A 20,354-nucleotide genomic window follows, 5' to 3' on the forward strand; every position below is an offset into this window, starting at 1 on the left:
GGGACAGCAACAAAAGCCCACAACCGAGGAGATACCATGGCATGCACCACCCTGCTCGTCGGCCGCCTCGCCACCAATGACGGCTCCACCATCGTCGCCCGCAACGAGGACGGCGAGGATTTCTCGTTCGACCCGAAGAAGCTCGTCGTCGTGAACCCCGAGGACCAGCCGCGCACCTACACCGGCGTGGCCAACCACCTCACCATCGAGCTGCCCGACAACCCCCTGCGCTACACCTGCACGCCCCACGCCGATCCCTCGAACGGCGTGTGGGCCGAGACCGGCATCAATGCGGCGAATGTGTCCATGTCGGCCACCGAGACCATCTCCGCCAACGCCCGGGTGCTCGGTGCCGATCCGCTCGTGGTGTACCAGCCGGCCCAAGGCAAGCCGGGTGACGCCGACTACAAGCCCGAAGTGCCCGGCGGCATCGGCGAGGAGAACCTGCCCACCATCACCCTGCCCTACATCACGAGCGCCCGGGAGGGCGTGCAGCGACTGGGCATGCTGGTGGAAAAGTACGGTACCTACGAGACCAACGGCGTGGCCTTCGGCGATGCCAACGACGTGTGGTACTGGGAGAACCTCGGCGGCCACCATTGGATCGCCCGCCGCGTGCCCGACGACTGCTACGTGGTGCAGCCGAACCGCCAGGGCATCGATCACTTCGACCTGGCCGATGCCCTGGGCGAGCAGCACGACTACATGTGCAGCGCCGACTTGGCCCAGTGGATCCGCGATCACGACCTGCTGATGGACATGCCGGCCCACGAGGGAGACACAGGCGAGACCGTACAGGGGCTGCCGCGCTACTTCAACGCCCGCATCGCGTTTTCCACGTATACCTGGCTCGACCAGCTCTACAACGCCCCGCGCAAGTGGTATATCTGCCGTCGCCTGACCCCCTCCGACCCCCGCTTCCAGGGCCCGGCGCCTGAGTTCGGCCCCGAGAGCCTGGACATTCCCTGGGCCCTGCGCCCCGATAAGAAGCTGTCCGCCTCCGACGTGAAGGACCTGCTCGCCACCACCTACGATGGCACCGAGTACGACCCCTATGGCACCAAGGGCACGCCCGAGACGCGCCACCAGTACCGCTACGTAGGCATCGACCGCACCTCTGAGTGCTCGGTGCTCTGCATCCGCCCGAACGTGCCCGTGGCCCTGCGCGGCGTGCACTGGTTCGCACCGGCATCCGGCCCCTTCAACACCGCCGTGGCGATGTACGCGAACGTGACGGCCATGCCGGCGTACCTGGACACGCCCACCGCGGTCACGACCGACAGCCTCTATTGGAACAACCGCCTCGTGGCCGGCCTCGCCGACCCGCAGTTCTTCGAGAGCTACGAGCCCATCCAGGGCTACCGTCTGAACACCATGGCCCAGGGCTACCAGATGCTGCATGAGACCGACGCGAAGCTTATGGCGCTGGCCAAAGAGGGCACGGTGAGCCTGGACGCCATGGACGACGCAGCGGTGCAGGCGGAACTGGCCGCCGCCAACCAAGCCCTCGCAGACTCGGTGCAGGCCCAGACCCGCTCCCTGCTGGGCACCGTGCTCGACCAGCGCACCGTGGCCATGAAGAACGCCTTCAACATGAACGACCACTGAGTCAAGGCGCCGGGGCACTTCAAGGCCGCCCCGGCCCGCCACCGCGCGACCCGCACGCACCCCCCAAGGCCGGCCCAGGTTCCCGCTCCCACGCGGAACCTGGGCCGGCCGCCTTTTTCGTCACTCCCCCTTCTTGCGGCCAGCGCGCCCCCTTGCGCTCGCAGCACCCTCATCTGCCCTTCGTTGCAAGACACGACCCCGCTCGTGCAAGTGGCTTCCGGCATCCTTGCGCGAAACGCCTCGCGGGAGCACACTGGCACCGCTGAGCGAACGGAAAGGAGGATCAGTGAAACTCACTTTGGAAGAGAGGCGCGACCTGGCTGAAGTGGAGGTGGATATCCGCTGCCCGGTCATCGACAGGCGCGTGCGGGCCATTGTGGCCGCCGCCAACGCCGACGATCGTCGGTTGGTCGGCACCGCCGATGGCAGCACTTTCATCGTAGAGGCCGCCGAGGTGCTCTACGCCGAAACCGTGGACGGGCGCACCTTCCTCTACGGGCGCAACCGGGTGCTGGAGAGCCCCCTGCGACTCTACGGGCTGGAAGACCAGCTCGCCGGCACCGAGTTCGTGCGGGCATCGAAATCGCTGCTCGTGAACTTCGATCACGTGCGGGCCCTGCGCCCCTATCTGAACGCCCGACTGGAGCTGGTGCTGTCCAACGGCGAATCGGTCATCGCCTCGCGCCAATACGCTCCGGCCATCAAGAAGAAGATCGGACTGTGACGGGCGGCGCGACCCGAACCCGTCGGCCCACTTCACGTTACCCCTCCCCGCCGCGTCCTCGGCGCGACCTCGAGAAAGGAAACCCCATGAACTCCCTTGCAAAGAGCGCCTTCACGCGCACCTGCGTGATCTTCACCGTCGCCATGGCCCTGTGGTGCGTCGCCGGCCTTGCCTTCGCCGGCCCGGTCGAAGGCATCGTCATCACGCTGTCGTTGCTCGCCGCCTGCGCCGCCCTCACTCTGCTCCAGGTGCTCTGGTTCACCGAGGCCCTGCTCACCCGCCCGAGCTACCCGGCGCGCATCGCGGGCTTCGGCATCACGGCCCTGCCCGTGCTCGCCCTCTGCGCGGCCGCGGGCGGCTGGTTTCCCGTTGACAATCTGGGAGCCTGGATCACCTTCGCCGCCATCTACCTGGTCACCCTGGGCGCCATCACCGCCGGCTACACCCTGCACTACCGCCGCACCGTCGGCAGCTTCGACGCCGCCCTGGCCCGCTACCGCGAGAAGCGCGGGGAATAGGGCCGCTGCGCTCGCCCAAGGCGCAGGCCGGCGCTACCCCCTCGGGACATCCCCGAGAAACGGGCTCGGCTCGTCGCGGTAGAGGATGGTCAGCCCGTGCATGGCGCGGGTGAGGGCCACGTACAGCAGATGGCGGTCGGCCTCGGTGGCGTACTGGCGGCCGTCGGCGTCCAGCAGCACCGCCTCGTCGAACTCCAGGCCCTTGGCCAGGCGCACCGAGGTGACCACGATGCCGCCCGGGTACGTGTCGGTCTCGTCGGTGATCAGGGCAACCTCGTGGACGCGGCCGATGAGCTCGGCGTAGCGGGCGGCGAGAAAGTCGGACTTCGCGATGATACCCAGCGTGCGCCGCCGGGCCGCGCGCCACCGCCCCACCGCCGCACCTACCGCCGCCAGCACGCCCGCGGTGTCCCCGCAGCGCACGAAGCGGGGATCCTCGCCGTGGCGCTCGACCGCCACCAGACCGCCCACGGGCAGCACGCGCCGCGCCAGCTCGGTAATCTCGAAGGTGGAGCGGTAGCTCGTCATGAGGCGCACCACGCGGGCTCCGGGGTAATGGGCCGCCACCGTCTCGGGAGGGGCGGCAATACGACCGTCCACGAGCTGGTTCGCGTCGCCCAGCAGCGTCTTGTCGCAGCGGAAGAGCCGCGAGACAGCCTCGTGGGCCGCCGGCGACAGATCCTGCATCTCGTCGATCACCAGGTGGCGCACTGGCGCGGCGGCGGCAAAGCCGTCGGCGCCCCGGAAGGCCCAGGCGCACAGCACGAGCGGGAAGGAGTCCTCCCATTCCACCGTGCCCTTCGCCGCCATCTTGAGAAGCGCGCTTCGGCCCGTGTCAGCCAGAAAGCGCCGGTACAGGGCAAGCGGGTTCTTCGCGCGCATCATGCGCAGCAGGCGCGACCTCAGCTCGCGGCGAGTCGGCATCGCGTGGGCGTAGCGGCCGAAGGTCTTGCCGTGGGCAAGCTCCAGGGCGTCGCCCGCGATGAGGTCGAGCCGCTCCTCGAAGGGCACGGGCGCGTAGGCCGAGAAGCGCTCGGCAAGCCAGGCGGCCTCGGCCACATCCCCGCCGAGGGGCAGGTCGTGCGGCTCGAACAGCACCCCGCCCGCAGCCAGCTGTCCGTCGAGCCACGCAGCGAGCGATTGCGCGAACTTTTCGGTGCCCTTCACCTGGGCACGCTCGGCGCGAACGGCGTCGGCCTCGTCGGCGAACGAGCGGGCGGGCGCCACCTTCGCGATGCCCTCCAGAAGCAGGCTCGCCAGCTCGTGCAGGCTCCACGAACGCACCGGCTCCTCGCCGAGCTCCGGGAGCACGCCCGAGATGTAGTCGGAGAACACCCGGCTCGGCGACAGGATGGCCACCGACTGCGAGGAGAGCCGCTCCTTCTGGCGGTAGAGCAGATAGGCCACTCGGTGCAGGGCGATGGAGGTCTTGCCGGAGCCCGCCACCCCCTGGATGACGAGCGTGCCCGGCGCCTCGTCGCGGATGACGGCGTTCTGCTCGCGCTGGATGGAGGCCACGATGTCGTGCATCTTCGCATCCGACGAGCGGGAAAGCGCCTGGGCCAGCACCTCGTCGCGCACGCTCGACGAGGAATCGACGGCGTAGACGAGCCGCCCCTCCTCCACGGCGACCTGCCGCTTGCGCACCAGGGTTCCGCGTCGCTCGCCCGCCGGCGCCTGGAAGGCCGCGGGGCCCGGCTCGAAATCGTAGAACAGCGCCGCCACCGGGCTGCGCCAATCGGATACGACGGCCTTGTTCTCCCAGGTGAAGGCGAATCGCCCGATATAGGTCACCTCGGGGGCGCCGCCACCGGGCACCGTGCCGCCCGCGTCGGGGCCAGGCGATGCATCGGGGTCCGCGTCGGGGCCGGCCGATGCATCGGGGTCCGCGCCGGCTCCCCGCGCGGCCGCGTCATCCCCATCGAGGAAATCCACCCGCGCGAAGTAGGGGGAGGCCAGCAGCTTCTCCAAGCGCCGGTGCGAACGGGCGGCCACGGCGGCCTGGGCGTCCAGGCGGTTCAGCTCGAAGGCCGACAGGTGCGCCTCCTCCGGAGCAAGTTCCCCGCGCGAGGCGGCCAGCTGCGCGCCAGCCTCCCGATGGCTCTCCTCGGTGCGCGCGGCCAAGGCCCCGGACCGCGCCACGGCGACGCGCACCTGTCCGAGCACCGCCGTAAGATGAGCACGCTCCGCCTCTTCGATATCGTTTGCCTGGTGATGGTCGTTGGCCCGCAGGGGCGTAGTGGGCGCTGTCACATCCCGCTCCTTCCTCTTCCAAGGTTTCGTCTCATGCGAACGGCTCGGCCGCGGCGGCCCCGTTCGGGAAACCTGAGAGGTCGGAGGCGTGAGAAACACCGACGTCAAGGTGGGGAGGCTATGCTAGCGGCACTTTCGTGCTCCGCATCGCTGCAGCACACCGACCTCCACAAGATGTTCACAGACTCCCGTTTTCCCACCTGCGCCCATCGGCTTGCCGGCAGAGGGCCGCAGGGTCTTCTGCCGGCCCCCACCAGCGCATACCGGGCCCTGCGCATTCACGCATCGTGAACTCGAAAGACTGGCCGTGTGTCGCTCCGTTAACCGTTTGATGCCAAGGCCTTCCGGCGGTAGCCGTCGGAAGACCTTATCGCTTAGCATGGGCCTCATCATTTACGCACCGTCAACGAGTAAAGGAGCAGCCATGCCCATGAACCCCGTGGTCCAGGCCGTGATAAAGGCCATCACGCTCGTGCAGCCCGACGTGGCCTCCTCGTGGGATGCCCAGCGCAAGGTGGAAGACGCCGCCGGCAAGCTCACCATCGCCGATCCGCGCTGCCGCATCGATGAGATCACTGCCACCGCCGACGACGGCTACGAGATACCCCTGCGCGTGTTCACCCCGCTCGACATCGACTTCTCGCTGAAGGCGGGGCTCCACGTGAACGAGGATCATCGCGGCACCATCCTGTATATGCACGGCGGCGGCTGGGCCAACGGCGATGTGGAATTCTACAGCGACGCCTGCATGCGCACGGCCCTGAAGCTGGAGCGCCGCGTCATCGCCGTGGATTACCGCCGCAGCCCCGAGCACCGCTTCCCCACGGCCCTGGAAGATTCCTACGCCGTGGCGAAGGCGCTCTTCGCCGGCGAGCTCATCCCCGACGCCGACCCGGAGCACATCGTACTCATGGGCGACTCGGCCGGCGGCAACCTCACCGCCGGGGTGAGCCTGCTGGCCCGCGAGCGCGGCGACTTCGCCCCCCGCACCCAGATCCTCTTGTATCCCCTCGTCTACAACGACCACAGCGAGGACACCCTGTTCGACTCGGTGCGCGAGAACGGCGAGGACTACATCCTCACCCGCCAGGCCATCGTGGACTACATCGAGCTGTACCTGCGCGCGCCCGAGGACTTCCACGATTCCCGCTTCGCGCCCCTCATCGCGACGTCTTTGGCCGACATGCCCCGCACGCTGGTCATCACCGCCGAGTACGACCCTTTGCGCGACGAGGGCGAGGCCTTCGCGGCCCGGCTCGATGCCGAGGGAGGCGAGGTGGCCTGCTTCCGCATGACCGACGGCGTGCACGGCTATTTCCTGTACCCCTCGGTGCTCTCGCTCGTGCGCGACACCTACCGCCTCCTCTCCCACTTCCTCGACGGCGACGACATCCCCACCGAAGGCAAGCTCCCATGGACGCCCCTGCTTGGTACCGACTAGACAACGTCGGCAAGTTCTACGCCGCCGAGGCGGGCAGCCCCGACCAGACCATCTTCCGCCTGACGGCCACCATGGCCGACGAGGTGGATCCGACCGCCCTGCAGCGGGCCCTCGATGCCGCGGTGGCGCTCTTTCCGGGCTTCAACGTGTCCCTGAGAAGCGGCATGTTCTGGCACTACCTGGAGCCCTCGGGAGCGCGCCCGGTGGTAGAGCCGGAGAGCCTGCCCATCTGCTTCGGCCTGCACACGGGCCCCAAGAGCGTGCTCTTCCGCGTGAGCTACTACCGCCGCCGCATCAACGTGGAAGTCTCCCACATGATCTCGGACGGCCGGGGCGGCCTGGAGTTTCTGAAGGCGCTCGTGGGTTTTTACGCCACCGAGCGCTACGGAGCCGCCCCCGGGCCGGCCTGCACCTACGCCGGCACCGAGCCCCAGAAAACCGAGGACAGCTTCTCAGCCAACTACGACCGCAGCCTGGCGGGCACCACCGCCAAGCCGCGGGTCTTCCACCTCAACGGCTGGAAGACCGACGGGGAGCCGACGTACCTGGAGCTGCACCTGTCGGCCGGCGCCGTGCACCGTCGGGCCAAGGAGGCCGGCGTCAGCGTCACATCCCTGCTCATCGCCGCGGTCATCTGCGCCGTGCGCTCCACCATGACGGCCCGCGACCGGCACCGGGCCATCCACCTGGACGTTCCCGTCGACCTGCGCAGCCTCTTCGGTTCTGCCACCCTGCGCAACTTCTTCGGCCTCGCCTTCATCACCTACACGCCCGGCACCGCCGATGAGCCCCTGCTGGCCGTGGCCGCCGAAGTGCAGCGCCAGCTGACCGCCGGCACCGAGCCGACGGCCCTGAAGCGCCGCATGATGGCCATGATCAAGCTAGAGAAGAATCCGCTCCTGCGCGCCGCGCCCCTCTTCGTCAAGGACGCCATCCTGGGCTTGGCCGCCTGGAAGACGACCCGGGAGGTGACCACCACCGTATCCAGCCTGGGCCGCGTAGCAATGGACGAGACCGCCGCCCCCTTCGTGCAGGGCATCAGCGCCCTTACCTCTACGGCGGGCCTCAACTTCATCGTATGCACCCACGGCGACGACCTGTCCCTAGGCATGTCGAGCCGCTTTGTGAGCCTGCGCGTGGCCCGAGCGGTCGTGGAGGTGCTGGAGCGCGCGGGGTGCGCCGGCTATCTGAACGCCAGCCGCGACACCGCCGCCCTCCATCGCTCGCCGGCGTGCAGCCGGGCGCGCGAGCGGGCGCCGGAGCCCTCGGTGTTCCCGCCGAACGCCTTCATGCGGAAAAGCAGCGGGGCACGCACGGTGATGCTCCTGCTGACCGTGCTGTGCATGATAGCCACGGGCCTGCTCGGAGCGGCTTTGGGCGCTGGAGCGCCCGCCGTGATTCTCCCCTGCGCCGCCATTGCCCTGAACTGGCTGTTCGTGCGGAATATGATCGTGCACGCCCCCGATTTCATCCGGGTGGTGGAACGGTATTTCCTCGTACTTCTGGCCGTGGGGGCCCTGTGGTTCCTCGCCACGGGCAATCTCTTCGTCACCACCTTCGCCCTGCCGGGGCTCTGTCTGCTCGGCCTGAGCTTCAACGCCGTGCTGCTCATCGCCTACCGCGGCCCCTTCGTGAGCGGCTACGCGAAGTACCTGCTGTACGAGCTCGTCCTCGGTCTCGTACCGGCCGCCCTGGCCCTCGCGGGCCTAACCACCTGGCCCTATCTGGCGTGGACCGCCGCCGCGGCTGCCGTGGCGCTCCTGGCCGCCCTTCTACTGCTTACCCGCAAGCCGCTGGCCGCCGAAATGCACAAGCTGTTCTCCCTAGGATAGGTCGGGACGAAACGTCCACTTCATACCATACTAACCCAGCCCCGCCCCGGCCCCCTCGCCTCCTTCGCTGCGCGGCGTTTGCCAAATTGTGGGGTTGCGCGATCAGGTTCTTGTGCTAAAGTACGGGCCAGCAATTGAATACACCTAAACCGATGAGGCGAAGGTCAAGCCTTCCGGGCACTCACAGAGAGCGGGCGCAGCTGAGATTCCCGCAGAACGCCAGAGGGTAAATGGATCGCCGAGGGAAAGGGGAAAGGTTGCCGCGGTTTGTCTCCGCGTCACTGAGTATCTGGACCGTGAGCCTGCGTTAAAGGCAGAGCGGGTGATGGCCCGTTCACGAGAGGGTTCGCTTTGGCGGATCAATTAAAGGTGGCACCGCAGATCGAGGGATCTGTCCTTTAATCCAAGGACAGATCCCTTTTTTGTTTGGGGTGCGGCCGGAACCTCTCGAAGGCGTCGGATACGGGGCAATTGCTATCCACTGGAAGGCTCGCGAGCAAGCGAGCGCGACAGGCGGCCCCGTACGCGCCGCCGAGAAAGGACTGATCGTCATGACCGAGCGCACCCTCACCCCCGACACCGAGACCGCAACCCCCCAGGCTCCCGCTGGCGCCCTGCGCACCGGCGACTCCGCCGCCCCGGCCGGCCGGGCCCGCACCGCCGCCGGCACTTCGGCAGCCGGCGAGAAGGCCACTGGAACGGCGCGGGGAGGCCTGTCCATCCAGGACCTCATTCTCGTGGCCGTGCTCCTGGCCGCTGGTGCCGTGCTGAAGCTCACCGTGGGCAGCTTGCTCGCCTCCTTCGGCATGAAGCCGAACTTCGTCATCGCCGCCTACTGCCTCGCCATCATCCTCATCCGCCCCACCCTGGCCCAGTCAGCCGTCATCGGCCTCATCGCCGGCCTCGTCTGCCAAATCCCCATGCTGAACGCCACGCCGCTCTTGAACATCCCCTCCGAGCTGCTCGGTGCTGTGGCCTGCGGCCTTCTCATCCGCGTGCCCATGAAGATCGGCGGCAAATTCGACGCCAACCCCCTCGTGAACACCTTCATCTCCACCTGTGTGTCCGGCTTCACCTTCGCCGCCCTGTCCGTCTACATCAACGTCGTCTCCGTCGGCGGCAGCTTCGCCGTGGCCATGGCCGCCTATGTGGCCATCGTACTCGGCACCGCCACCTTCAACGCCATCTTCGTCCAGATTCTCGCCACTCCCCTGGCCAAGGTCCTGAAGCGCTAGGAGAACGCCATGATCCAGTTCCGAGATTTCAGCTTCCGCTACCGCGAGGGCGCCGATCTGGTGGTGCGGGACATCAACCTGACCATTCCCGACGGCTGCTTCGTCGGCATCACCGGCGCGGCGGGCAGCGGCAAGTCCACCCTCACCTACGCGGTGAACGGCATCATCCCCCACTGCTACCCCGGCGACTTCTACGGTGAGGTGTCCGTGGAGGGGCTCGACACCATGGAGGCCTCCCTCACCGATCTGTCCCAGCTTGTGGGCAGCGTGTGCCAGGACATCGATTCCCAGATGGTAGCCACCGTGGTGGAGGACGAGCTGCTCTACGGCCTGGAGAACTTCGCCGTGCCCCGCGAGGAGATTCCCGGCCGGGTCACCGAGGCCCTCGCGGCCATGGGCATCGCCGATGTGCGCGACCGCACCATCGACAGCCTGTCCGGCGGCCAGAAGCAGAAGGTGGCCGTGGCATCAGTGCTGGCCCTGCGCCCGCGGGTGCTCGTGCTGGACGAGCCCACCGCCGAGCTGGACCCCGCCTCGTCGGTGGCCGTGTTCGACCTGCTGGCCCGCTACGCCCGCGAGCACGGCACCACGGTCATCGTGGTGGAGCAGAAGATCGCGCTGCTGTCCGATTACGCCGATATGCTCGTCATCGTGGACGGGGGCCGCATCCGCTTCGCCGACGCGCCCGAGGCCGTGCTCGCCCACGCCGATACGCTGCTGGCCCTGGGCGTGAACGTGCCCCGGGCCACCACCCTCGTCAACACGCTGGCCGACCGCGGCCTGTACGACGGGCCTGCGGTGCGCACCGTGGCCGGCGCTGTGGCCGCCGCGAAGGAGGTGCTCGCATGATCGAGTTCAAGAACGTCAGCGCCAGCTACGACGGCGAGCTGGCCGTGCTGCGCGATGTCAGCTTCACCGTGAATGACGGCGACTTCGTGGCCTTCGTCGGCACCAATGGCGCCGGCAAGTCCACCACCATGCGCCTGGTCAACGGCCTGCTGAAGCCCACGGCCGGCGAGGTGCTCATCGACGGGGTGCCCACCGGCGCCCTGAAGACGAGCGAGCTGGCCCGGCGCATCGGCTTCCTCTTCCAGAACCCCGACCGGCAGATCTGCTGCGCCACGGTGCGCGAGGAGCTGCTCTTCGGCTTTCGCGCCCTGGGCGAGGAGGGACCTGAGGCCGAGGCCCGCGTCGATGCCGTCATCGAGCGCTTCGGCTTTTCACCCGATGCCGAGCCCTTCCTGCTGAACCGCGGCACCCGCCAGCTTCTGGCCCTGGCCTCTATCATCGTGCTGGCGCCGCCCGTCATCGTGTTGGACGAGCCCACCACCGGCCTCGATTTCCGCGAGTGCGAGAAGGTCATGGCCGTGGTGCGCGAGCTGAACGAGCAGGGCACCACCGTCATCATGGTCTGCCACGACATGGAAGTGGTGGGCGACTTCGCCGATCGCGTCATCGCCATGACCGCCGGTCGCGTGGTGGCCGACGGCCCCACCTTCGAGGTACTGCGCGACCCCGCCGTCCTGGCCGAGACCCACATCCTGCCGCCGCAGATCACCGCGATCGCCCTCGCCCTTGAGCGCGAGCTGCCCGCCTGCCCCGCGCCCGTGGCCGCAGCCAACACCGTGGACGCCATGGCAGACGCCCTCGCCGCCGCAACGACGGCCGACGCCGGCGCGGCCGCTGCCGAACGTCCCGATCCGGCAGCGACCCCCGACCGCCCCGAACCGGCGGCTCCCGGGCGCAATGGCGCTGGCATGCTGGATGAGCTGGAACCCGACCGCCCCGACCAAACAGCGGCTCCCGGATGCCCCGCCCCGGCCGCGGTCCCCGACAACCCCGACGCAGAAGGAGCCCGATAATGGCCAAGTTCCTGGAGTATGTGCCCGGCACGAGCTTTCTCCATCGCATGAACCCATCGGTGAAGCTCGTCTGCGCCATCCTGTTCGCCATCGCCTGTTTCACCACGAGTAACCTGATCTTCCTGGGCGTGCTGCTCGCCGGAGCCGTGGCCCTGGCCGCCGGCTGCGGATTGGGGCGCGAGACCGCAGGGCTCATGAAGGCCGTCTTCGCGTTCTCGCTCATCCTGGCCGTGGTGCTGCTGCTCACCACCCCGACGGGAGCACCCCTCGTCGCCCTGCCCTGGGGCTACCTCGGCACCGGCAGCTTGCTGGCAGCGCTTACAGCCATCGTGCGCCTGGAGGCGGCGGCCATCCCGCTGTTCCTCGTGTTCTACGTCACCCGTATGAGCGACATCACGAACTCAGCCGTGAAGCAGCTGCACGTGCCCTACAAGTACGCCTTCACTTTCACGTCCACGGTGCACTTCATCCCCGTGTTCATGAACGACATGGCCGGCATCATGGAGGCGCAGACGGCCCGCGGCGTGGCCTTCGACGGCTCGCTCGCAAAGAAGATGCGGCTTATGATGCCCCTGTGCGTGCCCCTGCTCGTCAGCTCCGTGCGCAAGACGAACTCCGCCGCCATCGCCGCCGAGGTGCGCGGCTTCAACCTGCGCACCCGCCAAAGCGGCTACAAGGACTACCCCCTGCATGCCGAGGACTACCTGGCCCTGGCCGCCTGCGCCCTCATCCTGGCCGCCGCCATCGCCCTGGCTGTCCTGGGATAGCCCGCCGCGCGCCGCAAAACCAGCGGCATCATGCCGAAACGTGCGAGAGCCTGTGAACGGCGCGGGCTCCATCCCCCTCTCGCGAGCGCACGGGCATGCACGGGCGCGCACCGCATCCACCCCCCCGCACGAAAAAGGCCCTCGCGCCATCGGCGTCGAGGGCCTTGCGATCTCCCGAAAGGGGAAACTGTCTACACGATCTTCTTGCCCAGGCAGGCGGCCAACTCGCGCAGCTCGGCGACGAGCTCGCGGAACTGGGCCGGCGTCAGCTGCTGGGGGCCGTCGGACAGAGCCACCGGCGGGTTGGGATGCACCTCGATCATGAGCGAGTCGGCCCCAGCCGCCACGGCCGCCTTCGCCAGGGCCGGCACCAGGTCGCGCTGGCCGGCCGGGTGCGACACGTCGATGCACACCGGATACAGCGACTGCTTGTGGATGACCGGCACCGCAGCGATGTCCAGCGTGAAGCGGGTGGCCGTCTCGAAGGTGCGGATGCCGCGCTCGCACAGCACCACGTTGTTGTTGCCGCAATCGGTGATGTAGTCGGTGGCGGCCAGCCATTCGGCGATGGTGCCGGCGAAACCGCGCTTGTACAGCACCATCTGCTGGCTCTCGGCGGTCACCTGGCCGATCTTCTTCAGCAGGCTGAAGTTCTGGAAGTTGCGGGCGCCCACCTGCAGGCCGTCCACGTAATCGGCCACCAGCTGGCAGTGGGCCGAGTCCATGACCTCGGTGAGCGTCTTCAGGCCGTAGGTGTCGCCGGCGGCCTTCATGATCTTGAGCGCCTCTTCGCCCAAGCCCTGGAAGGAATGGGGGTTGGTGCGGGGCTTGAAGGCGCCACCGCGGATCCAGGAAAGACCGAGATCGGCGACGCACTCCGCCACCTCGTTGAACTGCTCGGTCGATTCCACCGAGCAGGGCCCGGCGTAAATGGTGATCTCGTCGGTGCGCTGGCCGAGATCGGGGATGGGGGCAATCTTCACTTCGCTCATACGGACGGCGTCTCCTTCATGATCTTGAGGATGGTGGCATAAATCTCGCGGAGGTTCTCGTTATACAGCGGCCCCTCGTTGTAGCTGTCCACCCGCGCGAAGATCTCCTCCTCGCGGCGCGCGTCGTACAGACCCATATGCGCACCGGGTTTCAGACCGCGAATGACCAGCGAGTGGCCGGCACGCTTGTTCAAAAGCGCGACGATCTCGCGGTCAATGGCGTCGATCTGCTCACGATGCTTCTGAATCTCGGCAAGATTGCTGTTCTCTTCAGACATCGCTTTTCCTTTCGTGTACCAAAACTTGAACGAGCATGGCCGACGCGCCCACGCGGCGCAGGCGGCCCTCGCGTGGCGTCCATGATAGCAAAGACCCCCGCGCGAGCAGGGGTCATGGAGCAATTAAGTTATAGAAGCCCGCGACGGGCCGCCATCGGTAAAATCGAATGCGAGCCAGCGGGATACGGAAGGAGTGGGAGCGCCAGCGCGGCGGCGCCGTCCGAGCCCGAGACATGGCTCGATCAGCGGGGCGACCGCCCGAGCAGCGCGCTCTAAGGCGACGGGGCCGGCACGCAGTCCGGCACCTCCTTCGCGCCGGCTGCCTCGCTCCTTAGCGGGGCCGCGCCATCAAGTCGGCCTGCTTGGCGGAATCGCGGGCGTACCATTCGATGAACAGGTCCACGGCACCGTTGGCGATGAAGGCCGCGCCCAGCACCAGCACGAAGGTCATGGAAGCGCCCCAGGGATTCACCACGATGAGCACTCCGCCGACGCCCACGATGACGGCGGCCACGAGCACGGCGATCCAGATACTGCTACCGAACGAGCGCAGCCCCACGGCGCGCACCACGTTCACAATGGCGAACAGGATGAGCACCACACCGAGCACCACCGAGAAGAACCCGGCAATCACCTTGGGAAACACGAAAGCGATAAGGGCGATGATGAGGTAGAAGACCGCTCCCATGAGGGTACCCGTATTGCGATAGCGCACGCTCTTCTGGCGGAAGTAGGACACCAGACCGGCCGCACCCATGAGCGCCAGGGCCACGCCGAACAGCATGATGATGCCCTGAATGGTTATGGAGGGATAAATCATGAGGAACAAGCCAAAGGCTATGCACAGCACCGCCTGCACCAGGTTGTTCGACCGCACCAGATCCAAAATCTTCTCCATAAGGCAACTCCTATCGCTCGGCGCCCGTAACGCCCGTATCCTGGTTCCTGCCGTTGTGCCACCGCCCTCCCTACGGTGCGAGCCAATCGGAACCTCTCTTATTGGCGATATGTTAAGGCAGCCGTCCAAAACGCAGCGCTCGAAGGTCATCGTTGAAAGCAATCAGTTGACGAAGTTCGCACATTGCGCCCAACCCGTCAACAAGGCAACTTTACCGATACCTCCCTGTTAGGAAGAAGACACTTTCCGAAAAAAGCGGAAACCCGAATATCGCCAATGGCAGCATCGTCGTATGCTAATCTTCTCTCATCAGATAGCATCGCATCAGAGCGGGGATGGTGTCATGTATCAACCTGTGCCTCTCGCCCATCAGACAATTCCAATCTCGCCTACTGTTCAGGCAGAATTGTCGCGCGCTGAAATATGTACCGCATCTATCGAAGCCCGCGCACGTGCTAGCGGGGCATCGGGCGCGCTCTCCCGCGCTCTCGCTCGCACCGAAGCTCTTTCCTCCATTCGCATAGAAGGGCTCAAGCCGTCAGTAGCCTCCCTTTTCTTCCTTGAGGCGTTTCTCGATGACACCTCTAACGGCGAAGAGCGTCTAAGCGCCCTGGACGCGTTCGACTTCGACAACGATGAAGCGAGGCGGGGCGCTGTCGAGTCAATCCGCTATGTGCGAGCGCTCGAGTACATCTACGAGGAGATCCGACCCGACGTCCCTATCACTTGCCATACCCTGCTCAATATTCACTCTATTGCCGAGCACGGAACCGAGGCCCACCTCCAAGGCACTCGCTTTCGGGACGTTCCCGTTGAGCTAACGCAACAAGCAGGCGACAATTACCTGCCACCCCCACCCGAAGAAGTAAAACCCCTTATGGAAGATCTCTGCGTTTTCATCAACCGGGACCTGTATTCCCCCATCGCTCAAGCGGCGATCGCGCACTTCCAATTCGAAGAAATCAAGCCCTTCAAGTCTGGTCTGGACAAAACAGGCCGACTCATGTGCCACGCCATACTGCGCCATCGCGGACTTGTCGGCAATGTCGTTGTACCTATAGGACTCGCACCAGCTGCAGACACTAAAAGCCATGCCAAATCCCTTCTTCCCTACCAAGCGCTACCCGAGCAACGGGGACAGATGGCCGCTCTCAATCAATGGATAAGCTTTTGCGCCAAAGCAGCTGAAATTTCTTCGAAAACAGCCGATGTATACCTTGACGCCCTCGGCAAACTCCGTGATACCTGGCAAGACGCCCTCGGCAAAATAAGCAGGGGCTCGACCACCGACGCTCTCCTCAACGCCTTGGCCATGTCGCCAGCACTGACAGCTCGCCATGCTGCAGCGATGACAGGCAAAAGCATCTCTTCCGTAAACGAAGCTTTGCATCGCCTCGAATCAGTGGGCATTGTATCCATTGTGGAGCATCCGCAGAAAGCCCATGTGTACACCGCGCCCCTTTCGTTCGCCATACTTGATAGCATCGATCGGCTCGTCTCCCCCAATGTGCCCGTTTCGCGCGATTCGTTTACAACGACCGGGAGCGAAGTCAACCGCCCCATCTAACCCCCATCCAGCCTTTCGAAAAACCTGGAACATGAGGTGAGCACCCCATGTTCTTTTCTATACTCCCCCCAAGGGCGATTCCGCGTCGCCGTCTTTTGGAGGAGAGGAGTTTTCCATGACAGAACTAAAGCCACGCGTCCCGAATGGCACCCTGAAGCGCCGTCAATTCCTGAAGTTGACAGGAGGCGCCGCAGCAGTTGCAGCAGCGGGATCGTCACTCGCGGCCTGCGCTCCCGAGGCCAATGCCCCCGAATCCCTCGGCACTACGGAAGGCCGCGCGGCCCAGCCCGATTACGACCGCATAACCCGTACCGTATGCGCACCGAACTGCGTCGGCAGCTGCGGCATCAACGCTTTCGTGAAGGACGACAGACTCGTAAAGGTAGAGGCCGCCGATTTCCCCAACAATGCTTACCATCGCATCTGCCTACGAGGGATCAGCAACGCCATGCAACGCGTATACTCCGATGATCGCGTGAAATACCCCATGAAGCGAACCGGAGAACGCGGCAGCGGAGAATTCGAGCGCATCAGCTGGGAAGAGGCACTGGATCTCATTTACGAGCACATGCAGAAGAACATTGACGAGTATGGGCCCACGGCGAACGCATTCATCGGCATGACCGGCAATTATGGAGTATTTCCCCAGATCATGGCATCATTGCTTGCCATGACCTACGACGGCACCGCCTTCACTAACTTTGGCATCATGGGTGACAACGCATGCAACATGGGCTTCCTTCCTCCGCTCGGCGTGCAGCAGGATGGCAGCTGCTGGGAAGATCTCGTTGGAGCTAAGGCCATTATCATGTTCGGCTGCAACTACACCGAAACCAACATGCAGGAAGCCCATTTCCTCTTCGACGCGCAAGAGGCCGGCGCGAAACTCATCGTAGTGGACCCTCGCTTCTCGCGCACTGCGGCGAAGGCAGACTGGTGGGTTCCCGTTCGCCCCGGCACCGACGCGGCTCTGGTCCTCGGCATGATGAATCACATCGTTGCCACCGGCCGCTACGATGAGAACTTCGTGCGCACGTACACCAACGGAGCATTCCTCGTAGACACCGCCACCGGCAAGTTGCTGCGCCAAGGCGACAACTACCTGGTTTGGGATGAGGATGCCCAAGCAGCGGTTCCCGTAGCCCCTGTGCCCGACGAGATGAAACCCGCCTATCCCTCCATCCAGGTATCCGGAGAGCTACCCGACATCGTCCAGGTACCCGAAACAGCTGCCCTTACCGGTTCCTGCGCTGTTTCTGTCAATGGAGACATACTGGAGGCCAAACCAGCGTTCCAACTCCTCGTAGAGTCCCTTGAAAACTATACCCCCGAGGCCGCTAGCGCTATCTGCGAAGTATCCGCCGAGGATATCGTCAAGCTCGCTGAGACCTACATAACGGACACGCCGGCTGCCCTCCGAGTGAGCCAAGGAACCAACCGCTACTGGAACGGGCATCTACCCACTCGAGCGCTCATCCAACTTGCCGGCATTACGGGAAACATCGGCAAGCCTCACGCAAACATCAGCTGGGCTGGCGGAACGCTCATGCGATTCCTCTTCTCTCTCGGTCCTACCGCCGTCACTCCGCGGGAAGGACATGCGTCCACAACCCTCCCTGGGTCTCAGTGGTACGACATCGTCGCGAGCCAGAAGCCCCATCCCATCAAGCTGCTCTGGACGCAGAATTACGGCTGGGGCACTCAGGGGCCCGACCGCAACCGCCTCGAGCAAGAAGTGCTCCCCCAGCTCGATTTCATTATCGTCTCCGAGCAGATCATGACCCCCGGAGCTTGCTACGCTGATCTTGTTTTGCCGGTGACAAGTTACTACGAGGACCCCTTCGACATCGTCACCTCGTGGTCGAACAACTACGTGCAAGTGCGGGAACAGGCCATCCCTGCACAGTTCGAAGCAAAAACTGACTATGAAATTGCCCAAATGCTCGCTGATCGATTCGGAATTCTCGAAGAAACCGAATGGAAATTGCCCATTGAAGAGTACGCCCGCAAACACCTTATCGAGGAGTGCCCTGTTCCTGAATTCTCCAGCATCGATTTCGACGAGTTGCTAGAGAAAAAGGTAGTGACTTCGGGATATCCCGATAACCATATCGCCTTCGAATCGATGCGCTTCCAAACTCCCTCGGGTAAAATTGAACTTTACACCGAAAGCCTGCTAGAGTTCGGAGAAGAACTCGCCTGTCATTACGAGCCGCTTGAGTCGAATCGCAGCGAGAGAGCCGGCGTCTATCCACTCACTTTTATGAACTGCCGCACTGTATACACCACTCATTCCCAGCACGTGCAGCTTCCTTGGATCCGCGAGGTGGCACCGGAACCGTGGCTCGAGATATCGCCGAGCGACGCAGACGAGCGCTCCATCCGCACCGGCGATATCGTAGAGGTTTTCAACGATCGTGGTAGCTATCAGGTGAAGGCCCTCGTTACCCCCGAGATCAAACCTGGATGCCTCAATCAGCGCCAAGGTTGGTGGCCCAGGGACTTCCCGGGAAACACCCATTACAGTTCGCTTATTCAGATGACACTGAATCCGGCCCAGGACGCGATTTCCGAGACAAACTTCGCGCCCTATGACAATCTGGTCGATGTACGACTGGCCTAGATGAGGAGACAACCATGACGAAATACGGTTTTGCGATCAATCTGCATCGCTGCATCGGCTGCCGCACATGCTCAATTAGCTGCAAGATGGAAAACAACGTCGCCGATGGCACTATGCGCATTCGTGTGCTCAACGACGACGAGGCGCTCGTCTACGATGTGCCAACAGGCAGTTATCCCAACCTGGCGATGACATGGACGCCAGTGCCCTGCCAGCACTGCGACAACCCGCCTTGCGTAGAGGCATGCCCTACGGGCGCTTCTACGAAACAGGACAACGGCCTTGTGCTGATAGAGGCCGAAGAGTGTATCGGATGCGAGTCGTGCGTAAAGGCCTGCCCCTATGATGCTCGATCCATCAATCCCGACACCAACATCGCGGATAAGTGCACCATGTGCGAGCATCGATTGCTCAACGGAGAGCAGACCACTTTATGCCAGCTCTCTTGCCCCGGCCGCGCCATCGTCGCAGGGGATCTGGATGATCCCGAATCAGGTATTGCGAAAATCATAGCGGAAAACGAGACTGTGCGTCTTCTCGAAGAATCGGGAACCGGACCAAACGTATATTACTGGAACTCCGTAAGGCAATAACTCTGAAGTTTTGAGATAGCTTAAAACGCCTGTCGGCAGCTTAGGATCTCAAGGGCCTCGATCTCGTAGGGTCGGGGCCCTCTCATGCAATCAGCCCTTGGGTCGAATTCAGCTGATGGGCGCACTCAAATCTCCGCCAACTCAAGCTCCAATCCCAACTCGTCGCAATAACGCTGGCAGCCTTCGAGCAGAACAGGGAAATCTTCGTCGATAACCTGCCAGATAATGTCTGCATTCACATCCCCGTAGGCATGGGCCAGGCGATTGCGAACGCCCTTGATCGCCCGACGCTCGAAATCGTAATGGGCCAGCGCGCTATCGCTGAGCGAACCCGCTTCCTCGGTGATGCGCAGCACCCGATTCATGATAGCCTCAGCGAACAGCTGGTCGGCATCGGATTCGGGGCTTTTGAAGCGCTGCTCGGTAATCCCGAGCCGCGCCATTTGACCCCGCGTCTCCATGATGAGATTGAATATCTCCTGCACACGCGTGAGATCAGTGGCCTTTGCGCTCATACACCAGCACCTTCTCCCTCTCGATGGCTGCGGCGAGGTTGGGGTTTTTCACCTTCCGCGCTGTGACCACATCTACGTCGCGCCCTGTCACGCGCTCCACATGCTTCTGGAATTGCGCGACTTCGAACAGGCTGAAGGGGGCGGCCTTGTCGTATTCCAGCCGCACGTCCACATCGCTCTCGGCGGCAAAATCGCCGCGCGCGAACGAGCCGAACACATAGCCGCAGGTTATGGCCTCGTACTTCCCGCATTCCTGCGCAACAGCGGCCAACACCCGCTCGCGTTCCCCTTCACGAGACTCATCGGAGGTCACCTCCTGCGGCGCCGGAATAGAAGCTGGCGCAGAATCCCGCAGATCGCTAAAGCGGACGACGTGGGGACACAGGGCGGCGTAGCGCTCAACCAGCTCTTCCCCCGCATACCCTTCGGTGATAAGCCGACGCAGCACGTCAAGAGAGACGCCTTCGTCTTCCACCTTCAGCGGTTTGATGAGTAGCCCCTCATCCGTTTGCTCGATGAGGGCATAATCGGTGAAGCCCATGTCTTTGTAAGCTTTCGCGGGAATGGTGATCTGCCGCTTGCTGGACACTTTAATCCGCTGCGGCATCGCACGTGCCGTATCGGCCACATCTCCCTCCTTACCAAGCG

The 20,354-nt window shown here is 64.5% G+C and carries 18 protein-coding genes; 12 read left to right on the forward strand and 6 right to left on the reverse strand.

The features are described 5' to 3' along the window. The first annotated feature begins 36 nt into the window (after positions 1–36). From AAK988_RS01080 to AAK988_RS01090, 3 genes are all read left to right on the forward strand, one after another. Entirely contained in the window at positions 37–1,608 is a 1,572-nt protein-coding gene (locus tag AAK988_RS01080; RefSeq protein WP_369873181.1) for a C69 family dipeptidase, read from the forward strand. Positions 1,609–1,894: 286 nt separating this feature from the next. Continuing rightward, positions 1,895–2,332: a LytTR family DNA-binding domain-containing protein gene (locus AAK988_RS01085; protein WP_151430895.1), complete on the forward strand. Its 438-nt coding sequence runs from the start codon at positions 1,895–1,897 to the stop codon at positions 2,330–2,332. Positions 2,333–2,418: 86 nt separating this feature from the next. Next, positions 2,419–2,850, forward strand: a complete 432-nt coding sequence (locus AAK988_RS01090; RefSeq protein WP_160347206.1) for a hypothetical protein — start codon at positions 2,419–2,421, stop codon at positions 2,848–2,850. 33 nt (positions 2,851–2,883) lie between these two features. Here AAK988_RS01090 and AAK988_RS01095 read toward each other — a convergent pair whose 3' ends face one another. Continuing rightward, positions 2,884–5,103 carry a HelD family protein gene (locus AAK988_RS01095; protein WP_369880281.1) on the reverse strand — a complete coding sequence of 740 codons (2,220 nt, stop codon included), beginning with the start codon at positions 5,101–5,103 and terminating at the stop codon, positions 2,884–2,886. Between the two features lie 424 nt (positions 5,104–5,527). Here AAK988_RS01095 and AAK988_RS01100 point away from each other — a divergent pair, with 424 nt between their 5' ends. From AAK988_RS01100 to AAK988_RS01125, 6 genes are all read left to right on the forward strand, one after another. Next, a complete protein-coding gene (locus tag AAK988_RS01100; protein WP_369873177.1) occupies positions 5,528–6,544 on the forward strand; it encodes an alpha/beta hydrolase in 1,017 nt (338 codons plus the stop codon). Then, on the forward strand, positions 6,517–8,376 hold the full coding sequence (locus AAK988_RS01105) for a DUF6320 domain-containing protein (RefSeq protein WP_369873176.1): 1,860 nt from the start codon (positions 6,517–6,519) through the stop codon (positions 8,374–8,376). The genes AAK988_RS01100 and AAK988_RS01105 overlap by 28 nt, the downstream gene beginning before the upstream one ends. Before the next feature lie 551 nt (positions 8,377–8,927). After that, positions 8,928–9,611 (forward strand): hypothetical protein, encoded by a 684-nt coding sequence (locus AAK988_RS01110; protein ID WP_369880282.1) that lies wholly within the window; start codon positions 8,928–8,930, stop codon positions 9,609–9,611. A 9-nt stretch (positions 9,612–9,620) separates the two neighbouring features. Continuing rightward, a complete protein-coding gene (locus AAK988_RS01115) occupies positions 9,621–10,460 on the forward strand; it encodes an energy-coupling factor ABC transporter ATP-binding protein (RefSeq protein WP_262998703.1) in 840 nt (279 codons plus the stop codon). Continuing rightward, the gene (locus tag AAK988_RS01120) at positions 10,457–11,473 is read left to right on the forward strand and encodes an energy-coupling factor ABC transporter ATP-binding protein (RefSeq protein ID WP_369873173.1); all 1,017 of its coding nucleotides are present in this window, start codon (positions 10,457–10,459) and stop codon (positions 11,471–11,473) included. Before AAK988_RS01115 ends, AAK988_RS01120 begins: the two co-directional genes overlap by 4 nt. Continuing rightward, entirely contained in the window at positions 11,473–12,240 is a 768-nt protein-coding gene (locus AAK988_RS01125; protein ID WP_369873172.1) for an energy-coupling factor transporter transmembrane component T family protein, read from the forward strand. Before AAK988_RS01120 ends, AAK988_RS01125 begins: the two co-directional genes overlap by 1 nt. A gap of 191 nt (positions 12,241–12,431) precedes the next feature. Here the strand turns inward: AAK988_RS01125 and aroF are convergent, their stop codons facing one another. The 3 genes from aroF to AAK988_RS01140 all read right to left on the reverse strand — a co-directional run bounded on the left by aroF (position 12,432) and on the right by AAK988_RS01140 (position 14,408). Continuing rightward, entirely contained in the window at positions 12,432–13,232 is an 801-nt protein-coding gene (gene aroF / locus AAK988_RS01130; protein ID WP_016310629.1) for a 3-deoxy-7-phosphoheptulonate synthase, read from the reverse strand. Continuing rightward, positions 13,229–13,510 (reverse strand): chorismate mutase, encoded by a 282-nt coding sequence (locus tag AAK988_RS01135; protein WP_016310628.1) that lies wholly within the window; start codon positions 13,508–13,510, stop codon positions 13,229–13,231. Before AAK988_RS01135 ends, aroF begins: the two co-directional genes overlap by 4 nt. A gap of 331 nt (positions 13,511–13,841) precedes the next feature. Continuing rightward, complete coding sequence (locus AAK988_RS01140) at positions 13,842–14,408, reverse strand: HdeD family acid-resistance protein (protein WP_369873171.1); 567 nt, start codon at positions 14,406–14,408, stop codon at positions 13,842–13,844. Between the two features lie 343 nt (positions 14,409–14,751). Between AAK988_RS01140 and AAK988_RS01145 the strand changes: the two genes are divergently transcribed. The 3 genes from AAK988_RS01145 (at position 14,752) to AAK988_RS01155 (ending at position 19,191) form a co-directional block, all read left to right on the forward strand. Continuing rightward, positions 14,752–15,975: a Fic family protein gene (locus AAK988_RS01145; RefSeq protein WP_369873170.1), complete on the forward strand. Its 1,224-nt coding sequence runs from the start codon at positions 14,752–14,754 to the stop codon at positions 15,973–15,975. A 115-nt stretch (positions 15,976–16,090) separates the two neighbouring features. Beyond that, a complete protein-coding gene (locus tag AAK988_RS01150) occupies positions 16,091–18,598 on the forward strand; it encodes a molybdopterin-containing oxidoreductase family protein (protein ID WP_369873169.1) in 2,508 nt (835 codons plus the stop codon). Positions 18,599–18,612: 14 nt separating this feature from the next. Beyond that, positions 18,613–19,191, forward strand: coding sequence for a 4Fe-4S dicluster domain-containing protein (locus tag AAK988_RS01155; RefSeq protein ID WP_369873168.1), 579 nt, complete (start codon positions 18,613–18,615; stop codon positions 19,189–19,191). A gap of 125 nt (positions 19,192–19,316) precedes the next feature. Here the strand turns inward: AAK988_RS01155 and AAK988_RS01160 are convergent, their stop codons facing one another. Both AAK988_RS01160 and AAK988_RS01165 read right to left on the reverse strand, forming a co-directional pair. Beyond that, the gene (locus AAK988_RS01160) at positions 19,317–19,706 is read right to left on the reverse strand and encodes a HepT-like ribonuclease domain-containing protein (RefSeq protein ID WP_369873167.1); all 390 of its coding nucleotides are present in this window, start codon (positions 19,704–19,706) and stop codon (positions 19,317–19,319) included. After that, positions 19,687–20,334 (reverse strand): nucleotidyltransferase domain-containing protein, encoded by a 648-nt coding sequence (locus AAK988_RS01165; protein ID WP_369873166.1) that lies wholly within the window; start codon positions 20,332–20,334, stop codon positions 19,687–19,689. Before AAK988_RS01165 ends, AAK988_RS01160 begins: the two co-directional genes overlap by 20 nt. Between the last annotated feature and the right edge of the window lie 20 nt (positions 20,335–20,354).

It is taken from the genome of Adlercreutzia muris (assembly GCF_041223505.1).
GTDB lineage: Bacteria > Actinomycetota > Coriobacteriia > Coriobacteriales > Eggerthellaceae > Adlercreutzia > Adlercreutzia muris.

Bases quoted from the DNA above. Each gene is read 5' to 3' on its own strand.
- AAK988_RS01120 (WP_369873173.1), top strand. From the start codon at position 10,457: ATGATCGAGTTCAAGAACGTCAGCGCCAGCTACGACGGCGAGCTGGCC.
- AAK988_RS01105 (WP_369873176.1), top strand. From the start codon at position 6,517: ATGGACGCCCCTGCTTGGTACCGACTAGACAACGTCGGCAAGTTCTAC.
- AAK988_RS01115 (WP_262998703.1), top strand. From the start codon at position 9,621: ATGATCCAGTTCCGAGATTTCAGCTTCCGCTACCGCGAGGGCGCCGAT.
- AAK988_RS01135 (WP_016310628.1), bottom strand. From the start codon at position 13,510: ATGTCTGAAGAGAACAGCAATCTTGCCGAGATTCAGAAGCATCGTGAG.
- AAK988_RS01150 (WP_369873169.1), top strand. From the start codon at position 16,091: ATGACAGAACTAAAGCCACGCGTCCCGAATGGCACCCTGAAGCGCCGT.
- AAK988_RS01155 (WP_369873168.1), top strand. From the start codon at position 18,613: ATGACGAAATACGGTTTTGCGATCAATCTGCATCGCTGCATCGGCTGC.
- AAK988_RS01100 (WP_369873177.1), top strand. From the start codon at position 5,528: ATGCCCATGAACCCCGTGGTCCAGGCCGTGATAAAGGCCATCACGCTC.
- AAK988_RS01110 (WP_369880282.1), top strand. From the start codon at position 8,928: ATGACCGAGCGCACCCTCACCCCCGACACCGAGACCGCAACCCCCCAG.
- AAK988_RS01090 (WP_160347206.1), top strand. From the start codon at position 2,419: ATGAACTCCCTTGCAAAGAGCGCCTTCACGCGCACCTGCGTGATCTTC.
- AAK988_RS01140 (WP_369873171.1), bottom strand. From the start codon at position 14,408: ATGGAGAAGATTTTGGATCTGGTGCGGTCGAACAACCTGGTGCAGGCG.
- AAK988_RS01125 (WP_369873172.1), top strand. From the start codon at position 11,473: ATGGCCAAGTTCCTGGAGTATGTGCCCGGCACGAGCTTTCTCCATCGC.
- AAK988_RS01080 (WP_369873181.1), top strand. From the start codon at position 37: ATGGCATGCACCACCCTGCTCGTCGGCCGCCTCGCCACCAATGACGGC.
- AAK988_RS01145 (WP_369873170.1), top strand. From the start codon at position 14,752: ATGTATCAACCTGTGCCTCTCGCCCATCAGACAATTCCAATCTCGCCT.
- AAK988_RS01160 (WP_369873167.1), bottom strand. From the start codon at position 19,706: ATGAGCGCAAAGGCCACTGATCTCACGCGTGTGCAGGAGATATTCAAT.
- aroF (WP_016310629.1), bottom strand. From the start codon at position 13,232: ATGAGCGAAGTGAAGATTGCCCCCATCCCCGATCTCGGCCAGCGCACC.